The sequence below is a fragment of the Ktedonobacter sp. SOSP1-85 genome, from assembly GCF_016587415.1.
In the GTDB taxonomy this organism is placed as follows: domain Bacteria; phylum Chloroflexota; class Ktedonobacteria; order Ktedonobacterales; family Ktedonobacteraceae; genus Ktedonobacter.
In genome coordinates this window covers 3,844,630-3,865,964 of sequence record NZ_BNJI01000001.1, presented here as the reverse complement: position 1 = coordinate 3,865,964, position 21,335 = coordinate 3,844,630, and the positions used below count along the sequence as shown (strand labels likewise).

General features: G+C 55.2%; 20 protein-coding genes. 14 read left to right on the top strand and 6 right to left on the bottom strand.

Annotated features, from left to right (window positions below):
• The first annotated feature begins 121 nt into the window (after nucleotides 1–121).
• From KTE_RS49605 to KTE_RS16190, 9 genes are all read left to right on the top strand, one after another.
• The gene (locus KTE_RS49605; RefSeq protein WP_201369701.1) at nucleotides 122–343 is read left to right on the top strand and encodes an AtpZ/AtpI family protein; all 222 of its coding nucleotides are present in this window, start codon (nucleotides 122–124) and stop codon (nucleotides 341–343) included.
• Nucleotides 344–469: 126 nt separating this feature from the next.
• Nucleotides 470–1,351: a F0F1 ATP synthase subunit A gene (gene atpB / locus KTE_RS16225; protein ID WP_201382580.1), complete on the top strand. Its 882-nt coding sequence runs from the start codon at nucleotides 470–472 to the stop codon at nucleotides 1,349–1,351.
• 241 nt (nucleotides 1,352–1,592) lie between these two features.
• Entirely contained in the window at nucleotides 1,593–1,805 is a 213-nt protein-coding gene (gene atpE, locus KTE_RS16220) for an ATP synthase F0 subunit C (RefSeq protein WP_201369703.1), read from the top strand.
• A gap of 148 nt (nucleotides 1,806–1,953) precedes the next feature.
• Nucleotides 1,954–2,490: a F0F1 ATP synthase subunit B gene (gene atpF / locus KTE_RS16215; RefSeq protein ID WP_201382578.1), complete on the top strand. Its 537-nt coding sequence runs from the start codon at nucleotides 1,954–1,956 to the stop codon at nucleotides 2,488–2,490.
• Nucleotides 2,490–3,077: an ATP synthase F1 subunit delta gene (gene atpH / locus KTE_RS16210; protein ID WP_201382577.1), complete on the top strand. Its 588-nt coding sequence runs from the start codon at nucleotides 2,490–2,492 to the stop codon at nucleotides 3,075–3,077. The genes atpF and atpH overlap by 1 nt, the downstream gene beginning before the upstream one ends.
• Nucleotides 3,078–3,319: 242 nt before the next feature.
• Nucleotides 3,320–4,852 carry a F0F1 ATP synthase subunit alpha gene (gene atpA / locus KTE_RS16205; RefSeq protein ID WP_201382575.1) on the top strand — a complete coding sequence of 511 codons (1,533 nt, stop codon included), beginning with the start codon at nucleotides 3,320–3,322 and terminating at the stop codon, nucleotides 4,850–4,852.
• Between the two features lie 11 nt (nucleotides 4,853–4,863).
• Nucleotides 4,864–5,757 carry an ATP synthase F1 subunit gamma gene (gene atpG / locus KTE_RS16200; RefSeq protein WP_201382572.1) on the top strand — a complete coding sequence of 298 codons (894 nt, stop codon included), beginning with the start codon at nucleotides 4,864–4,866 and terminating at the stop codon, nucleotides 5,755–5,757.
• 79 nt (nucleotides 5,758–5,836) lie between these two features.
• Nucleotides 5,837–7,258 carry a F0F1 ATP synthase subunit beta gene (gene atpD, locus KTE_RS16195; RefSeq protein WP_201382570.1) on the top strand — a complete coding sequence of 474 codons (1,422 nt, stop codon included), beginning with the start codon at nucleotides 5,837–5,839 and terminating at the stop codon, nucleotides 7,256–7,258.
• Between the two features lie 3 nt (nucleotides 7,259–7,261).
• Nucleotides 7,262–7,726, top strand: coding sequence for a F0F1 ATP synthase subunit epsilon (locus tag KTE_RS16190; protein ID WP_201382568.1), 465 nt, complete (start codon nucleotides 7,262–7,264; stop codon nucleotides 7,724–7,726).
• A gap of 77 nt (nucleotides 7,727–7,803) precedes the next feature.
• Here KTE_RS16190 and KTE_RS16185 read toward each other — a convergent pair whose 3' ends face one another.
• Complete coding sequence (locus tag KTE_RS16185; RefSeq protein WP_201382566.1) at nucleotides 7,804–8,784, bottom strand: hypothetical protein; 981 nt, start codon at nucleotides 8,782–8,784, stop codon at nucleotides 7,804–7,806.
• 448 nt (nucleotides 8,785–9,232) lie between these two features.
• The gene (locus KTE_RS16180; protein ID WP_201382564.1) at nucleotides 9,233–9,511 is read right to left on the bottom strand and encodes a hypothetical protein; all 279 of its coding nucleotides are present in this window, start codon (nucleotides 9,509–9,511) and stop codon (nucleotides 9,233–9,235) included.
• 210 nt (nucleotides 9,512–9,721) lie between these two features.
• Here KTE_RS16180 and gpmI point away from each other — a divergent pair, with 210 nt between their 5' ends.
• On the top strand, nucleotides 9,722–11,305 hold the full coding sequence (gpmI, locus tag KTE_RS16175) for a 2,3-bisphosphoglycerate-independent phosphoglycerate mutase (protein WP_201382562.1): 1,584 nt from the start codon (nucleotides 9,722–9,724) through the stop codon (nucleotides 11,303–11,305).
• Nucleotides 11,306–11,537: 232 nt separating this feature from the next.
• Here gpmI and KTE_RS16170 read toward each other — a convergent pair whose 3' ends face one another.
• The 3 genes from KTE_RS16170 to KTE_RS16160 form a co-directional block, all read right to left on the bottom strand.
• Nucleotides 11,538–12,500 carry a hypothetical protein gene (locus KTE_RS16170; RefSeq protein ID WP_201382560.1) on the bottom strand — a complete coding sequence of 321 codons (963 nt, stop codon included), beginning with the start codon at nucleotides 12,498–12,500 and terminating at the stop codon, nucleotides 11,538–11,540.
• 72 nt (nucleotides 12,501–12,572) lie between these two features.
• The gene (locus tag KTE_RS16165; protein ID WP_201382558.1) at nucleotides 12,573–14,450 is read right to left on the bottom strand and encodes a glutamate mutase L; all 1,878 of its coding nucleotides are present in this window, start codon (nucleotides 14,448–14,450) and stop codon (nucleotides 12,573–12,575) included.
• Between the two features lie 25 nt (nucleotides 14,451–14,475).
• Entirely contained in the window at nucleotides 14,476–16,137 is a 1,662-nt protein-coding gene (locus KTE_RS16160; RefSeq protein ID WP_201382556.1) for a hypothetical protein, read from the bottom strand.
• 394 nt (nucleotides 16,138–16,531) lie between these two features.
• Here KTE_RS16160 and KTE_RS16155 point away from each other — a divergent pair, with 394 nt between their 5' ends.
• The 3 genes from KTE_RS16155 (at nucleotide 16,532) to KTE_RS16145 (ending at nucleotide 18,561) form a co-directional block, all read left to right on the top strand.
• On the top strand, nucleotides 16,532–16,984 hold the full coding sequence (locus KTE_RS16155; protein ID WP_201382554.1) for a RusA family crossover junction endodeoxyribonuclease: 453 nt from the start codon (nucleotides 16,532–16,534) through the stop codon (nucleotides 16,982–16,984).
• Nucleotides 16,985–17,205: 221 nt separating this feature from the next.
• On the top strand, nucleotides 17,206–18,045 hold the full coding sequence (locus KTE_RS16150) for a DUF92 domain-containing protein (RefSeq protein ID WP_201382552.1): 840 nt from the start codon (nucleotides 17,206–17,208) through the stop codon (nucleotides 18,043–18,045).
• A 15-nt stretch (nucleotides 18,046–18,060) separates the two neighbouring features.
• Nucleotides 18,061–18,561, top strand: coding sequence for a DUF6789 family protein (locus KTE_RS16145; RefSeq protein ID WP_201369718.1), 501 nt, complete (start codon nucleotides 18,061–18,063; stop codon nucleotides 18,559–18,561).
• Between the two features lie 75 nt (nucleotides 18,562–18,636).
• Here the strand turns inward: KTE_RS16145 and KTE_RS16140 are convergent, their stop codons facing one another.
• The gene (locus tag KTE_RS16140; RefSeq protein ID WP_201369719.1) at nucleotides 18,637–19,005 is read right to left on the bottom strand and encodes a DUF4870 domain-containing protein; all 369 of its coding nucleotides are present in this window, start codon (nucleotides 19,003–19,005) and stop codon (nucleotides 18,637–18,639) included.
• A 490-nt stretch (nucleotides 19,006–19,495) separates the two neighbouring features.
• Here KTE_RS16140 and KTE_RS16135 point away from each other — a divergent pair, with 490 nt between their 5' ends.
• Nucleotides 19,496–21,256, top strand: a complete 1,761-nt coding sequence (locus KTE_RS16135; protein ID WP_201382550.1) for a bifunctional lysylphosphatidylglycerol flippase/synthetase MprF — start codon at nucleotides 19,496–19,498, stop codon at nucleotides 21,254–21,256.
• Nucleotides 21,257–21,335 lie beyond the last annotated feature (79 nt).

The window sequence follows — 21,335 nt, the reverse complement described above, 5'->3', positions numbered from 1 at the left end:
TCTACTCTTCCATTAAATAAATGTCTGGGGGAGAAAAAAGAACTAACATTGCACAAATTTTGTCGCCTGTGCTATAATCCCATAGGTACAATAAGAAGAGAAGATAGATGGGATTTTTAAGATGAAGCGACAGCCGCCGAACCCAGTCTGGGCGAACTTGGCGTTAGTTGGACAGCTTGGCTTCACTATCGCAGTTCCCATTATTCTACTTGCCGTTGTAGGAACTTTTCTCGATGGTTGGTTACATACCAGACCATTATTTATACTGCTCGGGCTGCTGCTTGGCCTGATCTCTGGCATCTACGGTGCATACCGTTTGTTAAAAAACTCACAGGTTTTATAGGTTTTTGCCTATCCCTGATTACCAACCGGGGAGAAGGGTAGCCTTACTGCTGGGAGTAAAACGGAACCGCTATTTAATGATAAGGAGATCCAGCTGGCAGGGTCCGCCGCAACTGGAGGATGCCGCGTGAATCTCTGGAGACTTCCTCACATACAACTCGCACCGGAAGTTGTCTTCACGATTGCAGGTTTCCAGGTTACTAACACCTTGTTCTGTACCTGGATTTCCATTATCGTACTTGTCGCTCTTTTCTTTTTCGCGACACGCAGAGGTGATATGATTCCCCGTGGCCTGCAAAATGCCATGGAGGTTATCGTTGAATTTCTGCTGAATCTGGCCGAAAATATAACTGGTAAGAAAAACGCGCGTAAGTTCTTTCCCCTGGCAGCTACGTTCTTCTGCTTTATCCTGGTTTCCAATCTGCTTGACATCATCCCTGGTGTCGACTCGATTGGTTCTATTAATCCGGAAGAGCTGCCCAAGGGAGCCCATCCAGGCATTCTCCTGTGGGGTGACGCTTCAAACGCGCTCATTCCCTGGATTCGCCCTGCCACGACCGATCTCAATCTCACGATTGCGATGGCTCTGATCGCAGTAATCACCGCGCAGTGCTTTGGCTTCGCGACGCTTGGCTTTAAAGAACATACCATGAAGTATGTCAATCTGCGGAGCCTACTCAAGTTCTCAGGGACTGGCTTCATTGAATTCTTCGTGGGTTTGCTTGAGGTTGTCAGTGAGATTAGCCGCATTCTTTCGCTGGCCTTCCGTCTCTTTGGTAACATCTTCGCAGGCAGCATCGTGCTGGCAGTCTTCGCCTACCTGCTACCTGCTTTGGCAAACGTCGTCTTCATCCCATTTGAGCTGTTTGTTGCCGCAGTCCAGGCCTTTGTTTTCGCCCTGTTGACGCTCATCTATCTGCAGCTCGCCGTTACCGGTCATGATCACGGCGAGGGGCATGGTGAAGAGGTTGACCTCGGTCAGACCTCAGCAGCAGGCAGCCACGCCTAGACGGTAGGTAACATGTCTTGACACGTGTAGGGCGACGCTGCTAAAGCACGCGTCTACATATAACCCACAACACGTCATATGTAGACGCGTGCTTTAGCAGCGTCGGTAAAGTCCTGCATCGTCCCATCAACGTATCGTACCTTTTCAACGTGCTTGCTACTCGCGGAATCTTTCTGCGATTGCATAAATTAATTATACATTAAAATATACTGGACACACCGTCCAGGGAGGATTATTCAAGATGAAAGAACTCGCTATCGCCCTCGCCATCGGTCTCGGAGCCATCGGTCCTGGTATTGGTATTGGTATTGCCGCCGGTCAGGCCTTCAATGCCATCGGCCGCAATCCTGAAGCCGCTCCTGTTATCCAGACCAACCTGATCCTGGGCCTGGCGTTCGCCGAAGCTATCGCTATCTACGCACTGCTGGTCTCTCTGCTCATCAAATTTGTCTAGCCCTGAATTATTTATTCTGAGGCTTCCCTATATGCGCGCGACACAGAGACACAGCCAGTCGTAGACGGTGAGACAGACACGATGAGCTGCGTCTCCGTGTCGCGTATAGGGGACAAGTGATGGCATAGCGCCATCAAGGAGGCAAAAAATGCAAGCACTTATTCTCGCTCAAGCGAGTGAGAGCAGTGGCGGACTTGGTATTAACGGTGCCTTCTTTATCTCGCAGTTGATTAGCTTTGGTATCGTCTTCCTGATCCTGTGGCGCTGGGGCTTCCCAGCCCTGCTAAAGATCATGGATAAGCGCCAGGCGATCATCCGTGAAGGTATCGAAAACGCTGAGAAGGCTAAAAAAGAACTCGCCGAGGCCAATAACCGCGCTGAGCAACTCCTTCTGGAAGCACGCCGCCAGTCAGCTGAGACCATCGAGCGTGCCAGCAAGAACGCACAGCAAGAAGCCAACCGCATCATCGAAGAGGCCCAGGCCCGCGCTGAGCAGGTGGCCCAGCAGCAGATTGCTCGCATCCAGCAAGAGGCCAACCGCGCTCGCAATGAGCTGAGCCGCCAGGTAATCAACCTCTCTATCGAAGCCGCCGGCAAAGTCATCAACAAATCCGTTGATAGCAAAGACAATCGCCGCCTGGTGGAAGATTTTATCGTTGCCACTGACCAGACGAGGAACAACTAATGTTAAAAGGAGCGGTAGCACGCCGCTACGCCGGAGCCATCTTCGAGCTCGCGCGCAAGCAGAATACGCTTGATCGCACGCTTGAGGACGTGAAGGAGATCGCACGCCTCTTTTCGATTCGCAAACTGGCGTACCTCCTACGCGAACCAAAGATTCCGGCTAAGCGCAAAGAGACCGCGCTGCGCCAGGCTCTCGAGCCTCGGGTGTTGCCGACATCGCTCAACCTCGCTCTGTTGATCGTTCAGCGTGAACTGGTCGACGCGATGCCAAACATTGCCGCCGAACTGGAACAACTGGTTCTGGACTATCGCAATCAGGCAATCGCCGAGGTGACAACGGCACAGCCCCTCGATGAAGGGCAGCGCACGGTCTTGCAACAAGCATTAGAAAAGCGAACCGGGAAGAGTGTTATCATGCAGACCCGGGTCGATCCGAGCATTCTGGGTGGTGTCGTGGCTCGTGTGGGAGATCAGGTCATTGATGGAAGCGTGCGTTTCCGTTTGCATGCCTTGCAGCAACGCTTGCTCAATGAAGCGGCTTCCAGCAGTCGAGATTTTTTCTCTGAGGAAGAGCCTGCACTACGCTAAGGCGCGCGAGGTCTCTTCCTCACCACTGTGATACTACCCTTTCGCTATCCGCCCATTGCGGATACGTCTCGTAGAGAAGACCCCCTGTCACGCTTTCGTCCCGCTCTCGTCCTGCCATCCCTTACGGGATGCGGCCTGAAACGGGCTTGAAAGAGGCTTGAAAGACTAAATGCACCGGCAACGCAGACAACAAGAAACCGTAAGCAGACAGACCACTAGGATACGAAACTAGGAGGAATACGATGGCATCTTGGGCTGACGAAATCAGTGCCATCATAGAGAAAAACATCGCAGGCTTCGGCACCGAAACAACGGCGACCGCGAGCGTCGGCACCGTTATCGCGGTGCAGGACGGCATCGCCCGTGTGTATGGCCTGCAAGATGTAAAATATCTTGAGCTGGTAGAATTTCCCCGCACAGGTCTCTTTGGCCTGGCGTTTAACCTTGAAGAAGAAACCGTAAGCTGCCCAATCCTGGGCGACTACACCAAGGTCCGCGAGGACGACGAGGTGCGCACGACCGGTCGTATCATTGAGGTACCCGTCGGCGACGCCCTGCTGGGTCGCGTGGTCAATTCCCTGGGCCAGGCTATCGACGACCGTGGTCCTATCACGACCGATAAGACCCGCCCTGTCGAGCGTGTCGCCCCTGGCGTTATCACCCGCCACTCGGTGAACACTCCCGTACAGACTGGTATCAAGGCCATTGACAGCATGATTCCTATCGGCCGTGGCCAGCGCGAGCTGATCATTGGCGACCGCCAGACTGGTAAGACCGCTATCGCCATCGATACGATCATCAACCAGAAGGGCAAGGATCTATTCTGTATCTATGTCGCAATTGGTCAGAAGAACTCCTCAATCGCCCGCACACGCGCCATCCTGGAGCAGCACGGCGCGATGGAGTACACCGTTATCGTGGCCGCTGGCGCATCCGATCCCGCCCCCTTGAAGTACCTGGCCCCCTACGCGGGTTGTGCCATCGGTGAAGAGTTCATGGAGAGCGGACGCGATGCACTGATCATCTATGATGACCTGACCAAGCACGCTGAAGCCTATCGTAACATGTCCCTGATCATTCGCCGCCCTCCAGGCCGCGAAGCCTTCCCTGGCGATGTCTTCTATCTCCACTCTCGCCTGCTGGAGCGCGCCGCCCGCCTGAACGACGATTACGGTGGTGGTTCGCTGACCGCGCTACCCATCATCGAGACCAAGGCGAACGACATCTCGGCCTACATCCCAACCAACGTCATTTCGATTACCGATGGCCAGATCTTCCTGGAGACAGACCTCTTCAACGCTGGTCAGCGCCCGGCCCTTAACGTCGGCCTCTCGGTCTCCCGCGTGGGTAGTAGCGCGCAGACGAAGGGTATGAGCCAGGTAGCCGGTACACTTCGCCTTGACCTGGCGCAGTTCCGCAGCCTCGCCGCCTTCGCTCAGTTCGCCTCCGACCTGGATAAGGCCACCAAGGCACGTATTGATCGCGGCCGCCGCCTGACAGAAATTCTCAAGCAGCCACAGTACAGCCCGGTTCCCGTAGAGAAACAGGTCATCATCATTTACGCCGCCACCAATGGCTATCTCGATGATATCGAGCTGGACAAGGTCGCTGACTTCGAAAATGGTCTCTACCGCTACCTGGATACCACCTATCCAGCACTCGGCCAGGAGATCGTCGAGAAATCGGTCAAACAGAAAAATAAGATGTCTCCCGAATTACAGAAGAAGCTGGGTGCCGCTATCGAAGAGTACAAGCAGACCGCCCTGGCGCGCTAGGAGGTAGGCTGATGGCATCGATTCGAGAAATTGGCCAGCGTATTCGGTCGATTAAAAACATTGCTCAGATTACCAAGGCCATGCAGATGGTGGCGAGCAGCAAGATGCGTCGCGCGCAGGACCGGGTCACACAGGCCCGCCCCTATGCCGACCAGCTGCGCGAGCTTGTCTCGCGCCTCGCGGCCGTCGGCACCGAGGAACTGGGTGATGATGTAGCTCTGCTGAAGCAACGACCCGTACGCAAGATTGGCTACATTGTCATTTCACCTGATCGCGGCCTGAGCGGCGCGCTTCCCAGCAACGTCAACCGCAAGCTTGCGGCCAGCGTGCTTGAGGAGCAGCAACGCCTCGCTGAAAACGGCCAGCATCCCGCCGTAGACTATGTCGCGGTTGGTCGCAAAGGTCGTGACTTTGTTGTGCGGACGAAACAGAACATGGTTGCCGAGTTCGTCAACCTGGGTGACCGTCCCAGCATGGGTGATGCCAGGGCTATCGCTCAAGTCGCGGTTGAGAGCTTTCTCAATGGCGATGTGGATGTGGTCTACATGGTCTATCCGAAATTCATCAACACGGTGACGCAGCAGCCAACAACGGTCCAGTTGTTGCCTGTGCAGCCACCGACGTCTGAGGAAGGCACGAAGGCCGAGAAGCAAGACTACATCTATGAGCCGAACCCACAGGAGATCTTCAAGGCTCTCCTGCCACGTTATGTGGATACCCTGGTCTACCAGGCTCTGCTGGAAATGGTCGCCAGCCAGTATTCCGCACAGATGATCGCAATGAAAAACGCGACCGATAGTGCGAACGATCTTATTCAAGATCTCTCTCTAACCTATAATAAAGCGCGTCAGGCCGCTATTACCACGCAGATTCTTGAGGTCGTGGCCGGTTCTGAAGCCGTCTAGAGATAGACCTAGACAGAAGCAAGCATACTGGTAGAGGCATGTGGAGGATACCGCAATGCCTCTATCTCTGGAGAAATATATGACTACAACACCTACTCGCACAAAGGGTAAAGTTGTACAGGTACTGGGAGTTGTCGTCGACATCGAGTTTCCCGCCGACCAGCTGCCAGAAATCTACAACGAGGTGCGCATCCGCATCGCCGGTGCCGAGAAAGACCTCTCGCTTGAGGTTGAGCAGCACCTTGGCAATAACTGGGTTCGCTGCGTAGCCATGGGTCCAACTGATGGCTTACAGCGCGGTCTCGATGCCGTCGACATGGGCGAGCCTATCGCGGTTCCTGTCGGCCCTAAAACCCTGGGACGTATCTTCAACGTACTTGGCCAGCCTGTGGATAACAAGGAAGAAGTCGAGGATGCCCCTCGCTATCCTATCCACCGCCACGCCCCTACCCTTGAAGACCAGGTCTCAAACATTGAGATCTTCGAAACCGGCCTCAAAGTCATTGACCTGATCTGCCCCTTCATGAAGGGTGGTAAGATTGGTACCTTCGGTGGCGCTGGCGTCGGCAAGACCGTCACTATCCAGGAGTTGATCAACAACATCGCCAAGGGTCACGGCGGGTATAGTGTCTTCGCTGGCGTGGGTGAGCGCACCCGCGAGGGCAACGACCTCTACCACGAAATGATCGAGGCTGGTGTTATCGACCGCCTGGCCATGGTCTTTGGCCAGATGAACGAGCCTCCCGGCTCCCGCCTCCGCGTCGCGCTGACCGGCCTGACCATGGCTGAGTACTTCCGCGATGACGAGGGTAAGGATGTTCTGCTCTTCATCGACAACATCTTCCGTTTCACCCAGGCCGGTGCCGAGGTATCCGCTCTGCTCGGTCGTATGCCTTCCGCCGTGGGTTATCAGCCCACCCTGGCTGAGGAGATGGGTGAGCTACAGGAGCGCATTACGTCGACAAAGAAGGGTTCGATCACCTCGATGCAGGCCGTCTATGTGCCTGCTGACGACTACACCGATCCCGCACCTGCCACGACCTTTGCTCACCTGGACTCAACCATCGTGCTTGAGCGCTCGATTGCTGAGAAAGCGATCTTCCCTGCCGTCGATCCGCTGTCTTCGACCAGCCGCATCCTCGATCCCCAGGTTGTGGGTGCTGAGCATTATGACGTTGCTCGCGGCGTCCAGAAGGTCCTCCAGCGCTACAAAGAGCTTCAGGATATCATCGCCATCCTGGGTGTCGATGAGCTCTCTGAAGATGACAAGCTGACCGTTACGCGCGCGCGTAAGCTTGAGCAGTATCTCTCACAGCCCATGACCGTCGCGCAGGCCTTCACTGGCCGCGAGGGTCGCTATGTGAAGCTGAAGGATACCGTGCGCAGCTTCAAGGAGATCCTTGAGGGCAAACATGACCACATTCCTGAGAACTACTTCTACATGAAGGGTGCTATCGATGAGGTCGTGGCCGAGTACGAGGCTGATCAGAAGAAGGGGTAAGATATGGCAACAACGACAATACGCAATACCCTGCATGTCGAGGTTGTCACCGCCGAGCGCGAGCTGTATAACGGGGAAGCTACCCTGGTAAGCGCTCCTGGCGTCGAGGGCCGTCTGGGCATTCTTCCGCATCATGCGGCCCTCCTGACCTTTCTCAAGCCCGGCGAACTGCGTATCGAACTGGGCGATGCCGAAGAGCCTTTCTTCGTCTCCGGTGGCTTCCTGGAGGTCTCGCATGATCGCGTGACCATCCTGGCAGATGCCGCAGAAGAGGGCGAAACGATTGACGAAGCTCGCGCACAGGAGGCCCGCCGCCTAGCGGAGGAGCGCCTCGTCGAGTCGCGCAGCCAGAACGATCGTGCTGAGGCTCAGGCAGCCCTGGAGCGTGCACTTAGCCGCATCAGGGTCGCGGAATATGCGCGCCGTCGCAGCCGCCGCCGCATTGACACGGCAGGCATGCAACAGTAAGAAACAAAACAAAAATACTGTCCGGGTTCAGAACGAACCCGGACAGTATTTTTGTTTCTGCAAGAGCCATATATGGCCTAGAAGCTCCCGCCGCCACCGCTGTCGCCACCACCTCCACCAAAATCGCCGCCGCCTCCTCCAAAGTCTCCACCACCTCCTCCGCCCCAGTCTCCACCACCTCCGCCAAAATCTCCTCCACCCTGATTACCACCAAAGTCTCCGCCGCCGAAATCTCCACCACCTTGATTGCCGCCAAAGTCGCCACCCTGACCGTAATCATCTTCGCGCCTCTCGCGCTCGCCCTGTTCACGGCCCAGTTCATAGCCTACCAGGCCACCAGCCGCGGCACCCAGGCCACCAGCCGCCCAGGGATTCATCCCGCCACCCTGGTTATAGTTGGGTGGATAGGGCTGTCCATATTGATTATAGGGTGGATAGCCTCCCGAAGGTGGTACATTGCGCCGACCAAAGAGGCCTCCAAAGCCACTGCCACCGCCGAAACCACCACCGCCGCCAAAGCCACCGCCTCCTCGGCGCCTGCGCGAGAAGACAAAGGCACCCAAACCCAGCAATACCAGCAAGCCCAGGCAGCAACAGAGCGTTGAGCCGCCAAAAGAGCTTCCACTTTGTGCGCCCAGGCCCATAAAGCCACCATTAGCATTGTGGAGCGATTGCAGAGCCGCAACCGTTGCGCCAGTGTAATCTCCACCGTGGAAATTACTACTAAAAGCGCTAGCAGCGTCATTATACTGGTTAGTTGTAAAGGGCTTTCCCGCAAACCAGACCCAATGATGGGTGGTATCTATCGCCATGACGACGTGATTGGAGCCACTCACCTTATTGGCTGTCGTCTGTTGAAAAGACGACTTGGAGCCGTTGAAGCCCGAAGTCGTATAGATGCTCACATTGGAAGACAGGGAATTCGCCGCGCTCTGGACACGACTTCGATTCAACACACCGGCGTTGTCATAGATATTGACAGAGTTCGCCAGTACGCTCAAGGTGGACATAAGCACAAGGCACAGCGCGGCAAACAGCGCCATTGAACTCAGTCCCAAACGCCTCCTCATAGAAGGCCACTTCCGGTCTCTACGCATATGTACAAGTCCTTCCACTTCGCGCTATCGCATCTCATAGAGAATTGCTACCATATCACAGATTACTAACGCATCACCGCTCGCTCTATCAAATCAACGTATGAGTAACATATTTCTGGATGCCCAACTCTATTTACTATACGCCTCTTTGCCTGTTTTCGACTCTCTGCAAGCAGGCTCAGCCTCTTTAGAGCAACCTCCGTATCAAATACGTGCTACCACGAAAAATGTTGGAAGGGATATGTAGAAGGGTAGAGAACGGCGCTGGGGGACGAAACGTCATGCGCTGCTAAAGCACGCCGTCCCATGATATGTAGGCGCGTGCTTTAGCAGCGCATGACGTTTCGGTAGCTACACTAGATGTTACCATAGACCATGGTAACATCTCTTTATCTATAGCAGGAAGAGGTTACTTCCTGGTCTGTTCATCTTTTTTGGGGACCTCCCAGAAGTTGCCCCCAACGTCCTCGCCACGAGGATCAACCCCGGTTTCGCTGGCAGAGGGCACACCCAGGCGCTCAGCCACGTTTTTGTCTTTCAGATCTATATGCGCCTCAGGATGGGTGTTATCTATCTGCTGTGTGCTCTCGCTCTTCTTCGTTCTGCGAGCGCCCACAAGCTGCACAGCCAGCACAATGGCAAACACCAGTATGATCAGTCCCAGCCACAATGGCAAAAAGTTTGACATAAACCACACCCTCTACTCTCTATATCAAGGGAAAGATACTCATCTCTACTCGGGACACGAAACAGAGGTAGCATTAGATACAACCAACTTCGCCCATGCGCAAGTGAGCACCGCAGGCGCGAGGGATCACAGCATACTCCACTCTTCCTCAGCATGCTACAATGGAGGGGCAAATGAGCACTACAATAACTTCGATGGAGTTCTGTTGAGATGAGTATTACACCAGCTGGACGCAAAAGCCCTTTTGTCCTTATCATTATGGACGGCTGGGGCATTAATCCGCGCACCGAGGGAAATGCCATTGCGCTGGCACGCACCCCCAACCTCGATAAACTTGGACGGCTGTGGCCCCACACAGCGGTCAAGACCTCCGGTGAGGCTGTGGGTCTTCCCGATGGGCAGATGGGCAACTCCGAGGTTGGACACCAGAACATCGGCGCAGGCAAGCGTGTCCTGCAAGACTATACGCGTGTCAGTGAGTCGATTCGCGATGGCAGTTTCTTTCAGAATCCCGCCTTCTTAAAGGCCATCGAGCATGTGAAGAAAAACAACTCCCAGCTACACATCTGTGGTCTGCTCGGCAATGGCGGTGTGCACGCACATGAGAGCCACCTGGAGGCCCTTCTCACCCTGGCTCATATGCATGATCTGGAGCATGTGTATATCCACTCATTTACCGATGGGCGCGACGCCTCGCCCACTGGCGGGGTCGAGTTTATGAAACGCTTACAGGCCCGCGCACAGGAGATAGGCGGCGAACACGCCGCCAGGGTCGCGACAGTCTCCGGGCGTTACTATGCCATGGATCGCGATAACCGCTGGGATCGCACTGGCAAGACCTACCTGGCGATGACCAGGGGCGAGGGCTTGCAGGCCAGCTCAGCCCTGGAAGCCATCCAACAGTCATACGATCAGAAAGTGACCGATGAGTTTATCCTCCCAACTGTCATTATGGAGCATGGCAAGCCTGTAGCTACCGTTCAGGCGGGGGATGCCGTCATCCACTATAACTTCCGCCCGGATCGCGCGCGCCAGCTTACCAAGGCCTTTGTCATGCCTGAGCTGCCTCCACAGGCCGAGGGAAAATTCGCACGCGGCCCCAGACTCGCCGACCTGGCCTTTGTCATGATGACCGAGTACGAAGCAGGCCTGGATGCCGGGGTAGCCTATCGTGCAGACGAGGTTGAGATGCCCCTGGCACGCGTCATTGCTGAACGTGGCCTGCGCCAGTTCCATACCGCCGAGACAGAGAAGTATGCCCATGTCACTTACTTTATCAATGGGCGCCGCGAAACTCCGTTCAGCGGTGAAGATCGCGACCTCGTACCCTCGCCTAAAGTTCCCACCTATGACCTGCAACCTGAGATGAGCGCGGCTGGCATTACCAGGACCGCCATCGAGCATATTCGCAGTGGCGACTATGATTTCGTGGTCATGAACTACGCCAACGCGGATATGGTGGGGCATACCGGCGTGATCGATGCCGCCGTGAAGGCGGTTGAGGCCGTGGATACGGGGGTTGGGCAGGTTGTTGAGGCCACGCTCGCCACTGGCGGTAGCGTCTTGATTACCGCCGATCACGGCAACGCGGAACAGTTGATCGAGTACGATACCGGCAAACCTTTTACCGCTCACACCACTAACCCGGTCCCCTTCTACTTGATATCGCCTCAACTGGCTCAGGCGAAACTACGCACCGACGGTATTCTGGCCGATGTCGCTCCCACCCTCCTACAACTGATGAATATTCCCCAACCCAAAGAGATGTCGGGACACTCCCTGCTCCAATTCTAGCAATAAAGAGGTGTAGAGTGGGTGGGCAGGTGGGCGCAAACGCTCGACTGACGCTGCTGAAGCACGCGTCTACATATGAGCTGTATATGTAGACGCGTGCTTCAGCAGCATCAGTTTCCCCGCGCCTCCCAATATAGCTCAATATTACTACTTACGCTGTAAACGCTTGACAAGTTATCCACAAAACGCTAGTAAATTTGTGGATAACTGCCTTCATTTGTGGATAACCTCGTCATCCGATACGTTCCAGGTGTACTATAGGAACAATGATATATGCTCCACTCTCCAATTGCACACGCGCGGCACGGGCGCGAATGCCGGAGGGAAACTGCTGCTCATGAGAAAAGAGATGGTCCAGGATACCACTTACACCCGCGTACTCTCCCCCCATGACACGCACCGAGATGCCTATCTTTAAGGCATGTCTGGGCACAACTGGCTGCCAATCAGGCCCAGTCTCCTCCGCTGGCAACGAGATCACCAGTTCGGGCAACAGGTGATGCGCCAGGGAGGTCAGACCTGATAGGAGCGCGAAGGAGCCTTCATAGCTTTGCAATATGCCCTTCAAGCTCTCTGGCATAGGGAACTCGCCTATGCCCTCGGTAAAAAGCAGGGTTAATGGTGGTAAATAAGAGGAGGCCAGTTCAATATCCCGGCTGACGAAGAGTTGCAGCAGGTCGGTATGCAGAAAGCCTTCCAAGTCAGGCAGCGCAATACTGCTGGCAACCAGGCCTATGGCTTTCGCTTGTAGGGCCTGGTGCAGTAACGCGAGATTTGCCGGGCCGAGCACAATGAGCAGCGAACCAGGGAGCTCCTCGCTAATTGCCTTGCCATCCCACATGACCAGTTTCCCTACGACCTGGTAGCCCGCGCCCATGCAGCCCTGAACAACTGCCGCGCGACTCTCTATAAGCACACCATTACGTGGCGTCACAGCCAGAACACGCCCATGGAGACCAGCGAGCACCAGTTCATGTGAGCCAGGTGAAGATGAAATAAGCCGTGGCGCGAGCGATGCTCGCGCCGACGGCTCATAAAGCGCTTTCGTTGCTTCGATTTGCAGAACAGGTTGGTCAGGCAGGACCTCCTGACCGGGCTGAATCAGGGGTATCGCTTTGATTGTGTGAGCACCAGGCCAGCGCTCGCGCTGCACCTGTATGCGTGGAACCACTAACCAACCAAGAGGATTGGCCATGGCTTGACCTCCCGGATGCCTCTGCTTATCGCCAGGGTGCTACTGCACGCCCGCATCCATTTTGAAAGGCATTTAGACGTTCAACGCCTGCATCCATTGTGTGAGGCGGGCATGCCGCTCCACATCATTTGCAGGAAGCGCCAGGGGACGCCCACGTGCGTCGATAATCAGACCCACCAGGCCACCATCGATCTCTTCGGCAGCACGCGCACGCTCGCCAGGGCCAAGACCCACATCAACTCCCGGCGCGGGGAAGAGGGTCAACAGGGCTTGCTCGTTTACCTTCAGCGGAATGACCTCGATAGAGCCAGCCATTACATCGACATTAATCTGGCGTCCATTACTATATTCTACACCAACACGCACGGCTAATTGCCCTGGTTTCAAATCGCCATAGGGGATCACACAGGTTCCCAGGCGGTGCGAAACGGCATCATTTTCATTCACTTGTACCGCAACGATGGGCGCGATACTGGCAACAGCCCCCAGTTGCGAGATCAGCATGGTGCGATCCAGTACGAGTGACGTAATACCACGTGGCTGGAGCGCATCAAGCAGCATCATCGCCACCTGGCTATATTTGGGTGTATGGGCCAGAATACCGCCTGTGGCAAGAATGAGATCAGGGTTGAGTTCATCGCCGCTGGCCTTCTGAGCCTCCTCCATGGTGATCATCATTGCTTCACGCGCAAAAGCCTGGCTAAAGGCTAACTCGCGCGAACTCGTGGGGAGAGAGGCGGGATGCGCCATCTGATTTAGCGCGTACTGGCGCAGTTCCTCTTCCGTCACCACGAAAGGTAGCCAGCGACCGACACGTTGCCAACCAACACGCTGCAACAACGCGCTCAGGCCCGGCCCGACACCAATACCAGCATTTACAGTGGGTACAAATTCGCCCTGCTCACCAGCCAGCATCACTGTCGTTGTCAGCCCACCCACATCAACCGCGGTCACATTCATGGCATAGTGTTGTGCCAGGAAACGCACCAGACTGCTTAGTGAGGTAGCGGTCGCGACAGGCGTGGCCCCACCCGACCACTCCTGTAAGCGCGCATACCCTGGCAAGCTCTGGATTACATTGCGCTCATGCAGGCCGCCAACAGCCAGACTCACCTGGCCCAACTGCTCGGAAGCGGTTAGCGCATCCAGGCGTGTCACAGTGGAGACCCCCTTGAGCATACGTCGCACGGCCTCTACATATTGTGGCGCCCCGGCATACAGGATTGGCACTTCGCCAGCCTTGCTCCCGAGCTCCTTGCGCTGGCGATCCGCGTTGACTAGCAACTGGCATGCCTCTTGCAGAGGACTGGGGCCTGCAGGACTATCAGTCATGCCTACAATTAAGGCTCCCTGTGGCTGCAGCTCGCGCATACGCGCCAGCTGGCGCTCCCACTCTTTGGTGACGCGCTCCTGTGTCCAGGAGGAGGTCTCGGTAGGGGCTTTCTCCTCCGCCCCCGCGGCCCCCACTGAAAGAGGGGTCCGCGAGGTTGCCGCCTGAAACGAGGGGGCCGGGATAACGTGCATCTCCGCATATAGGCCTGAAATCGCCTGAGAAGCGAGACTCTCTAATTTGGCATCGACGGCACCTAAAACGACCAGGCGCAGTGGACCACCCGCGCTGATAGTAGCAATAAAGGCATCCACCCCATCGCCATTTGACTGCTCTGGCGTCAGAACCAAGCCATCTTTCACCAGCTTACGGCCTGTCACGAACTCAATGGTGTTGAGCGCTTGCATCACGCCCCGGGTTATATCTTCATGCGGAGGTACGATAGTAGTTGGCGCTTCTCCACGCGCCATCAAGCGATACTGGCCCTCAACAAGCCCAAAAAGTGAGACCTTCGTAAAGACGGTCCCACAGTCAGCGACGAGCAATGAATTGGCCATCGCGGGAGGTTGATTTTGTTGTGCTGGCCCCTGTCCGCCCTCTGGATAGGGTTGTGTGTACATCTCTGGATAACCACTCCTCTAATAATTAGCGGAAGAATAGCTCGCGGATCGCATTGAACAACCCACGTTTCGCGGGTTTCTGCGACTCCAATCGGGATTGCTCCGCCATTGGACCAATACCACTCTGTGAAGGCATCGCGCCGGGCATATTATTAGTACTATTTGGCATCTGCCCCATACCCCCCATAGGCATCGGACTGTTTCCACCCATGCTGTAGGGATTAGGATTCGCAGCAGGCGCGTTGCCATAGGCGTAGGGATTATTATAAATGCCAGACATGCTCTGACCTTGCTGAGGCTGTGGCGGCTGCCCCATCATACCAGGCATTGCGCCTTGCATACCACCCGGTAATGAACCGCTCCCTGCATATCCACCTGGCTGAGGCATTGGCGAGGAAGTAGGTCCCTGCGGCATACCCATAGAGGCCGGACCCTGTACGCCTGGCGCTCCACCCATAAAAGGCGAGCCGTTGCTCATTGGAGCCGATCCTGGCTGTAATTGTTGTGGCTGCTGTGGCTGCATTGGTGGCTGCCCGGGGAATTGTGGCGCCGCCGAGGCCACACCTAGCATTGAAGCGAAGACATTGGCTGCGACTTCACTGCCCTCGGTGGAACTCACCTCACTACGTGGGCGACTGGGTACACGCATGCTCGCCTGATTGGCGCTTTGCGGACCTGTGGACGCGCCCCCCTGAGCATAGCCTTCACTTTCGCGCATCCAACTGGGCAGGGCATTTACATCAACAAAAGACGATGCAGAGATAGCACCCCCAGCGTTCGCTGCCGGGTTCGACTGCGATGGGGCACCTTGCTCATTCTCGCGCATCCAACCTGGAAGCGCATTCGCGTCAATCAGCGATGAAGCGGCAAAGCCCGGCTGAAGCGGCTGTGCGCTAGCAGGGCTCTGAGCGCCGCCCGCCTCATTCTCCTTCATCCAGGAGGGGAGAGCCTGTGGATCAATAAGCGAATTGGCCGAGAAAGCACCGGAATTCACCTCTGCCGCCGCATTCTGCGTGGAATTGAAGGGAGAAGGTGCCTGTGTGAATGGCTCTGGCACGGCTGGCATTGGAGGCATCGACGCTGGCTGTGGTGTCTGCGCGATATTTGGCATGGCCGGCGCAGGCTGCTGAGTAGGCGTCATGGGCGAGGAAGACTGAGCCTGCGGATGGATCTGACGCATCCACTCGGGCAGCGCCTCGGAGTCTACCAGGCTAGAGGCATTAAAGCCCTGAGGCAGAGGAGCGCTTTCATTCTTCTTCCCCTCGTGCATCCAGGACGGTAGCGAATTCTCATCAATCAAGGAATTAGCGTCGAAGCCCTGTTTGGGCATGCCCCCCTCGCCAGTGGTCGCGGCCGAAAAGCTCGAGGGACGTAGCGGCACCTCTCCGGTCTCGCCCCGCTCTGAACGCATCCATGTCGGTAACGATCCCTCTTCAACCAGGTCCCCAGCCGTAAAGCTCGCTGGACTCTTGGGAGGCGCAGCCGACATCTCTCCTGCGCGGAGCGACTCTAGCCACGCGGGAAGTTCCTGCTGCCCCTGCCCACTCCGGCCAGGGGCCATATTTCCCGTCTGCCAGTTTTCAAGTGGCTGCCCATTTTCGACACTGCTAGCAAGCGGCGCACCACACATCTGGCACTGCCCCGCACTAGCAGGGGAGACATTCCCACAACGGTTACATCTAATCACAATAACTCCTCACTTTCGCCAGTCTCGCTTGTTATACAACGTAGCCATATACTTTCCTGCTAGGGTACTCGCCCAACCACAAGAACAAGACGCTTCTAGCAGTACTATGCTGTGCGCAAGCGAAGCCCTGGCGCATCGACGAGACGCGCTTACAGCGTTCCAAAATTGCTTTTATCCTTCAGAGCTTCTCCATACACGCGCGTGTCTCCAAGCGGGTAAACGCACACGCTTCTTCATCTTTAAGCAGTGAAATAGCAGCCAACCATTTCCAGGTACCAGGTCACAGACGTATTGTCGGTCAGATACGTGTGATAACTTGCATAATAAGGCATGCTGATATGATACAATACACGCGTTGTCGATTCCAAAAGTACTACCTACCAGGAGACCATCCATGTCAGAACAGCCACCGGGTATATCCAGGCCCGCGCCGGCTCTGCTCCATCTGACCCTCCCGCTCCCACCCAGCATCAACGAGCAATATGCGACGGTCAATGGACATCGCGTCAGCACGGCTGTTGCACGCCAATTTAAGCGCCAGGTGCGCGACGCCATACGCACGCTCGAACGCCAGGGTACACTCCATGATGCACTACGACAGCGATTTCAACAAGGCTATCTGGCACTCTTTCTGGACTTCTTCTTCTCCACCCCGCTCAAACGGGACCTGGATGGAGGACTCAAGATCACTCAAGATGCGCTTTGCCAGGAGCTTAACATCAATGATAACCGGATTGTCGACATCCATCTTACAAAGCACATTGATCCACTCCATCCACATCTCTACGTTGAGCTTGAGGTCATTGACGACTGGCAGTTTGATAAAGAGTACATTCTTCTCAGCTAAACAGATTCCCCTTGCCAGTCAACAAAGCCTGTCTCTATGATAAAACTGATAAGGATTATAATCTGTAACAGAATGCGCAAACAATTCTTTAAGAGGTACTTTTGATGTTTCTCCAAGCATGTAGACGCACCTATAACAGAGTTACTGGTCAGCCTCGCTGGCGTGAGTACGTCACAAAAGATGCGATTCGAGCTCCCAGGCACCAGGCCCCTCTGTCCAGTATGTTAACACATCGGCTCCCTCGTGTCGCTCTCGGCCTGCTCTTAAGCGCGGGTATTAGTACCCTCGCCTATCGCAGGCGCTCCCTTGATCGCAGTGGAGTCGCTGGCGCGGTCATCACCGGCACCTCCACTTTTGGGCTAGGAGGAAACTCCTGGGGACTCTCGCTAATCTTCTTTTTTGTCTCGTCCAGCCTCTTTTCACACTTTCGCGCACAAGAGAAGGCCGCCACCGCCGCTGACAAGTTTAGCAAGGGCGCACAACGCGACTTCACCCAGGTCATGGCCAACGGTGGAGTCGCTTCGCTCCTGGCAAGCGCACACGCGTTTAGCAGCAATACCCAGGCAAGCCAGGCCTTGCACGCTGGCTATATAGGTGCGCTCGCCACGGCCAACGCCGATACCTGGGCCACGGAGCTAGGCGTTCTCAGCCCTCACGCTCCACGCCTGATTACGAATGGCCGTGTCACAACGCCAGGTACCTCAGGTGGGATTACGCCCCTGGGAACCACGGCCTCAGCGGCGGGAGCACTCTCTCTGGGACTTTTTAACTGGCTCATGCAGCCGAGAGATCGCTTTGCGCGCCGCCTACCTCTTATCGCCCTGCTCAGCGGCCTGACTGGTAGCCTCTTTGATAGCCTGTTGGGCGCAACCGTCCAGGCCATGTACTATTGCCCACAATGCGCCAAAGAAACCGAGCGCCGGGTCCATAATTGTGGGACACCGACCCTCTTTCTGCGCGGATCTCGTCATATCAATAACGATACAGTCAACTTCCTGGCTACATTGTGTGGGTCTATTGTAGCAATCTTTTTAGCAAGAGGCACGTCCCGCGCACATTGAAGAGATGGAGATAACGTGAAAAAAGTAGGGAAGATGCTTCCAGGCTTGCTGGCTCGCGATTGGAAACCCGGGCGGGCCGCCTTCGCAGGCCTTATAGCAACCCTCATTTATAGTATTGCCATGGAGAGCGATAAATTTCTTATCGGGAACCGTTTCAGCGATGTACGCTTTCTAGAAGGGATGCTCGCTGGCGAGAAGCGAAGCAAACGCATCACCGCTCTGGCCTGGCTGCTACACCTCCTGAATGGTGTGGCTCTGGCAGAACTCTATGCCGCGGTCGTCAAACGCTTCTTGCCAGGGCCAGCCTGGCTACGGGGCACAATTTTTGGCGAGGCCTTTGTCTTCGCCATCTGGTGGATTACACCCCTGGCCGATAAGTACCATCCCTTAATTCGCAATGGCGAGATGCCCCACCTCTTCCGCTGGCGCTCATTCTGGCAAAATATGCTTCGCCACGCCTCCTATGGCCTGGCTCTAGGGTTTCTCTATCCCAACAGTGATAAAAGAGGTAAATAAGAGTGTGATGGTAGGCTGGCTCTGCCAGCCTACCATCACACTCTTCACTCTGTATAAAGCACCGCAGGTGCTGATCTAGACGATGTGCCGCACCCACTCACCTACAAAGGGCAAGCGATAATCGGGCTTGACCCACGCCATGATCATTAGCCAGATCCAGAGTAGCGCCCAGGCCCACCACAACATATCAATAAACAGGCCCAGGCCAAAATTCGTGATCAAGCGCAGCAGAGGAATCAGGTTCAACATGGCTCGTAACATTCCGACCCCGTAAATCACCAGGGAGAGTGCCCCAAAAGTAATGAGTGATTGTAGGGCGTGCCAACGAACCCGGCGGTTCTTCTCAAGAAAGAAAAAGAATAGGCCTGAAACCCAGAAGAGGGCGTACGCCAGTACACGCTCAACACGCTCATTCAAGCCTAAAGAGGTTGCTCGATGCATCATTACCCTGCTCCTCATTTTCCTAGCTGTATAGCCTTATGCATATATGCTTCATCAAGTCTTTTGCTTGTCTTATATACGCATTGCTCAATAGATGTGTTGCAAGTGCCTGTACTAAATCGGTAATAGAGACGAGACTTTTGGGGTTAGTATACGTCTATTATCAATAGGAGGCGCTGCACCCAGGCAATCACCAAAACATATATTTTTGTGGCGCAAAAATACATTGTTTTGAACATAATTATACTTTGTGTAGTAACTGCTTACATGGGGAGTTTCCAGGGCATTCCCCCAAGACCTTATTCCGAAACCCAACGTCACTTTCGTGCCTAGCGCTTCGCGCTCAGGGTTTTCGGAGAAGCTATTCAAAATGTCCTCTCCGTAGGGAAGGGTGAATTTCAGTCAAAGAAAGGAGCGCGGCCTTCCTTCCTCAACAGGTGACACGGAGTATGGTGCCGCTTTCTGTAATAGCTCTATGCAAAAAGAGAGTGTTTTGCTTCGCATCCCAGCCAATCGACCATTAAAACATATTGTGTGCTATGCCCTGGCAGTAATTACCTGCCTGATTGGGCTTTCAGATATGCTCTCAGCGTTTCTGCCCAGGTTTGATTGGGTCTTACAGTTTGGTCAGTGGCCAGCGATGCTGCCCCATACGCAACTACGCGCGCAGGTACTCACCGTTGTAGTGGGCTTTTTCCTCATTATGCTCTCGTATGGCCTGGCTCGGGGGAAACGTCACGCCTGGCTGATCAGCATTTTGCTGCTCCTCCTCTCTGCATTCTTTCTACATGTGCTTCGCGGTGGCTCGATCCTGGCTACCGTTAGTGCAATAGTTCTGGCCATCTTGATAGCCTGTTCAGTTCGCTTCTTCCAGGCACGCAGCGATCCACCTTCGGTTCTACGTGGTTACGCCGCCCTGGTCCTAAGCCTGGGCATCGTCTTCTTCTACGCCATCGGTGGCTTTCTGGCCCTCTTTGACGATCTAGAACCAATCTCGCGGCGTATCGGCTTTACAGGCCTGATTTTCCGCATTTTTACCCGCGCACACCTGCATGTTCCGATGTCATCGCCAGCCTTTCTCTTCGCGCCCATTCTGCGCACGCTTTGCATCTGTGCCGTGCTCTATGGTATGATCCAGATCTTCCGCCCCGTGGCCGCCGCCTTCCTGCCTGAACATACTGAGCGCCGCAAGGCCCGGGAGCTAGCCCATCTCTATGGCAAAAACTCCATCGCCTACTTCGCACTCACCGAAGAGAAGCTCTACTTCTTCTCCTCCTCAGGGCGAGCAGTCATTAGCTATGTCCTGGAGGGCAGTACAGCAGTGGTAGCAGGCGACCCCATTGGACCAGAGATGGAGCTCCCCATTATCATGCGTGAGTTTGTAGAGTTCTGCAATAAGCAGGACTGGACCGTAGTCTTCTGGCAGATCCGTGATGAGTTAAAACAACTCTATCAGACCCTGGGCCTGCACCTGATTAAAATTGGTGAAGATGCAGTCATCGACCCCCAGACCTTTACCTTGAAAGGTGGGGCAATGGCCAATGTACGCTCAAGCGCCAAACGCGCCGAGAAAGACAACGTTCATATCGACTTCTACAAAGGTCATGTGACCAACCTGGAACAGCTTGCGCAGATGGAGGGCATCTCACAGCGCTGGCTCGATGAAAAAGGTGGCACAGAGATGGGCTTTAGCATGGGACACTTCGATCCCGCAGGTGATGAAGAGCTGATCTATGCCGTTGCCGTGGATGACCATAACAAGGTTCACGCCTTCGTCTCTTTCGTGCCCATCTATGGTCGCAATGGTTGGGGGCTTGACCTGATGCGCCGCGCCGAACAGCCCGCCCCTGGCACCATGGAACTATTGCTTGCACGCTCAATTGAATTCATCAAAAATACGGGTGCGACCATGATGAGCCTGGGCCTGGCGCCGCTCAGCGACGTTAACGCGGATGATGATACCTTCCTGGGGAGCAGCATCGATTTTCTGAGTAATCGCTTTGGCGATCCCACCAAGAACCAGTCGCTCTTCAACTTCAAAAAGAAGTTTCATCCCGCCTGGGAGAGCCGTTTCCTGGTCTACTCAGATGCCCTGAGCCTGCCTAAGATTGGCTGGGCACTCTATCACGCCCACCAGGATGTCTCTATGCTCAGCGTTATACGCCATAGCCTCAAGCAGTGGCGTATGCAACGCCGCCTCAAGCGCCTGGAAATGCTCAAGGCGACCCAAACAAGCGCAGTGCACTTACAATAATAAGCCTCTCAGAGATACGAGGGGGTGGTAGCGGACTGCGCAGCCCGCTACCACCCCCTCGTATCTCTGAGACAACTTC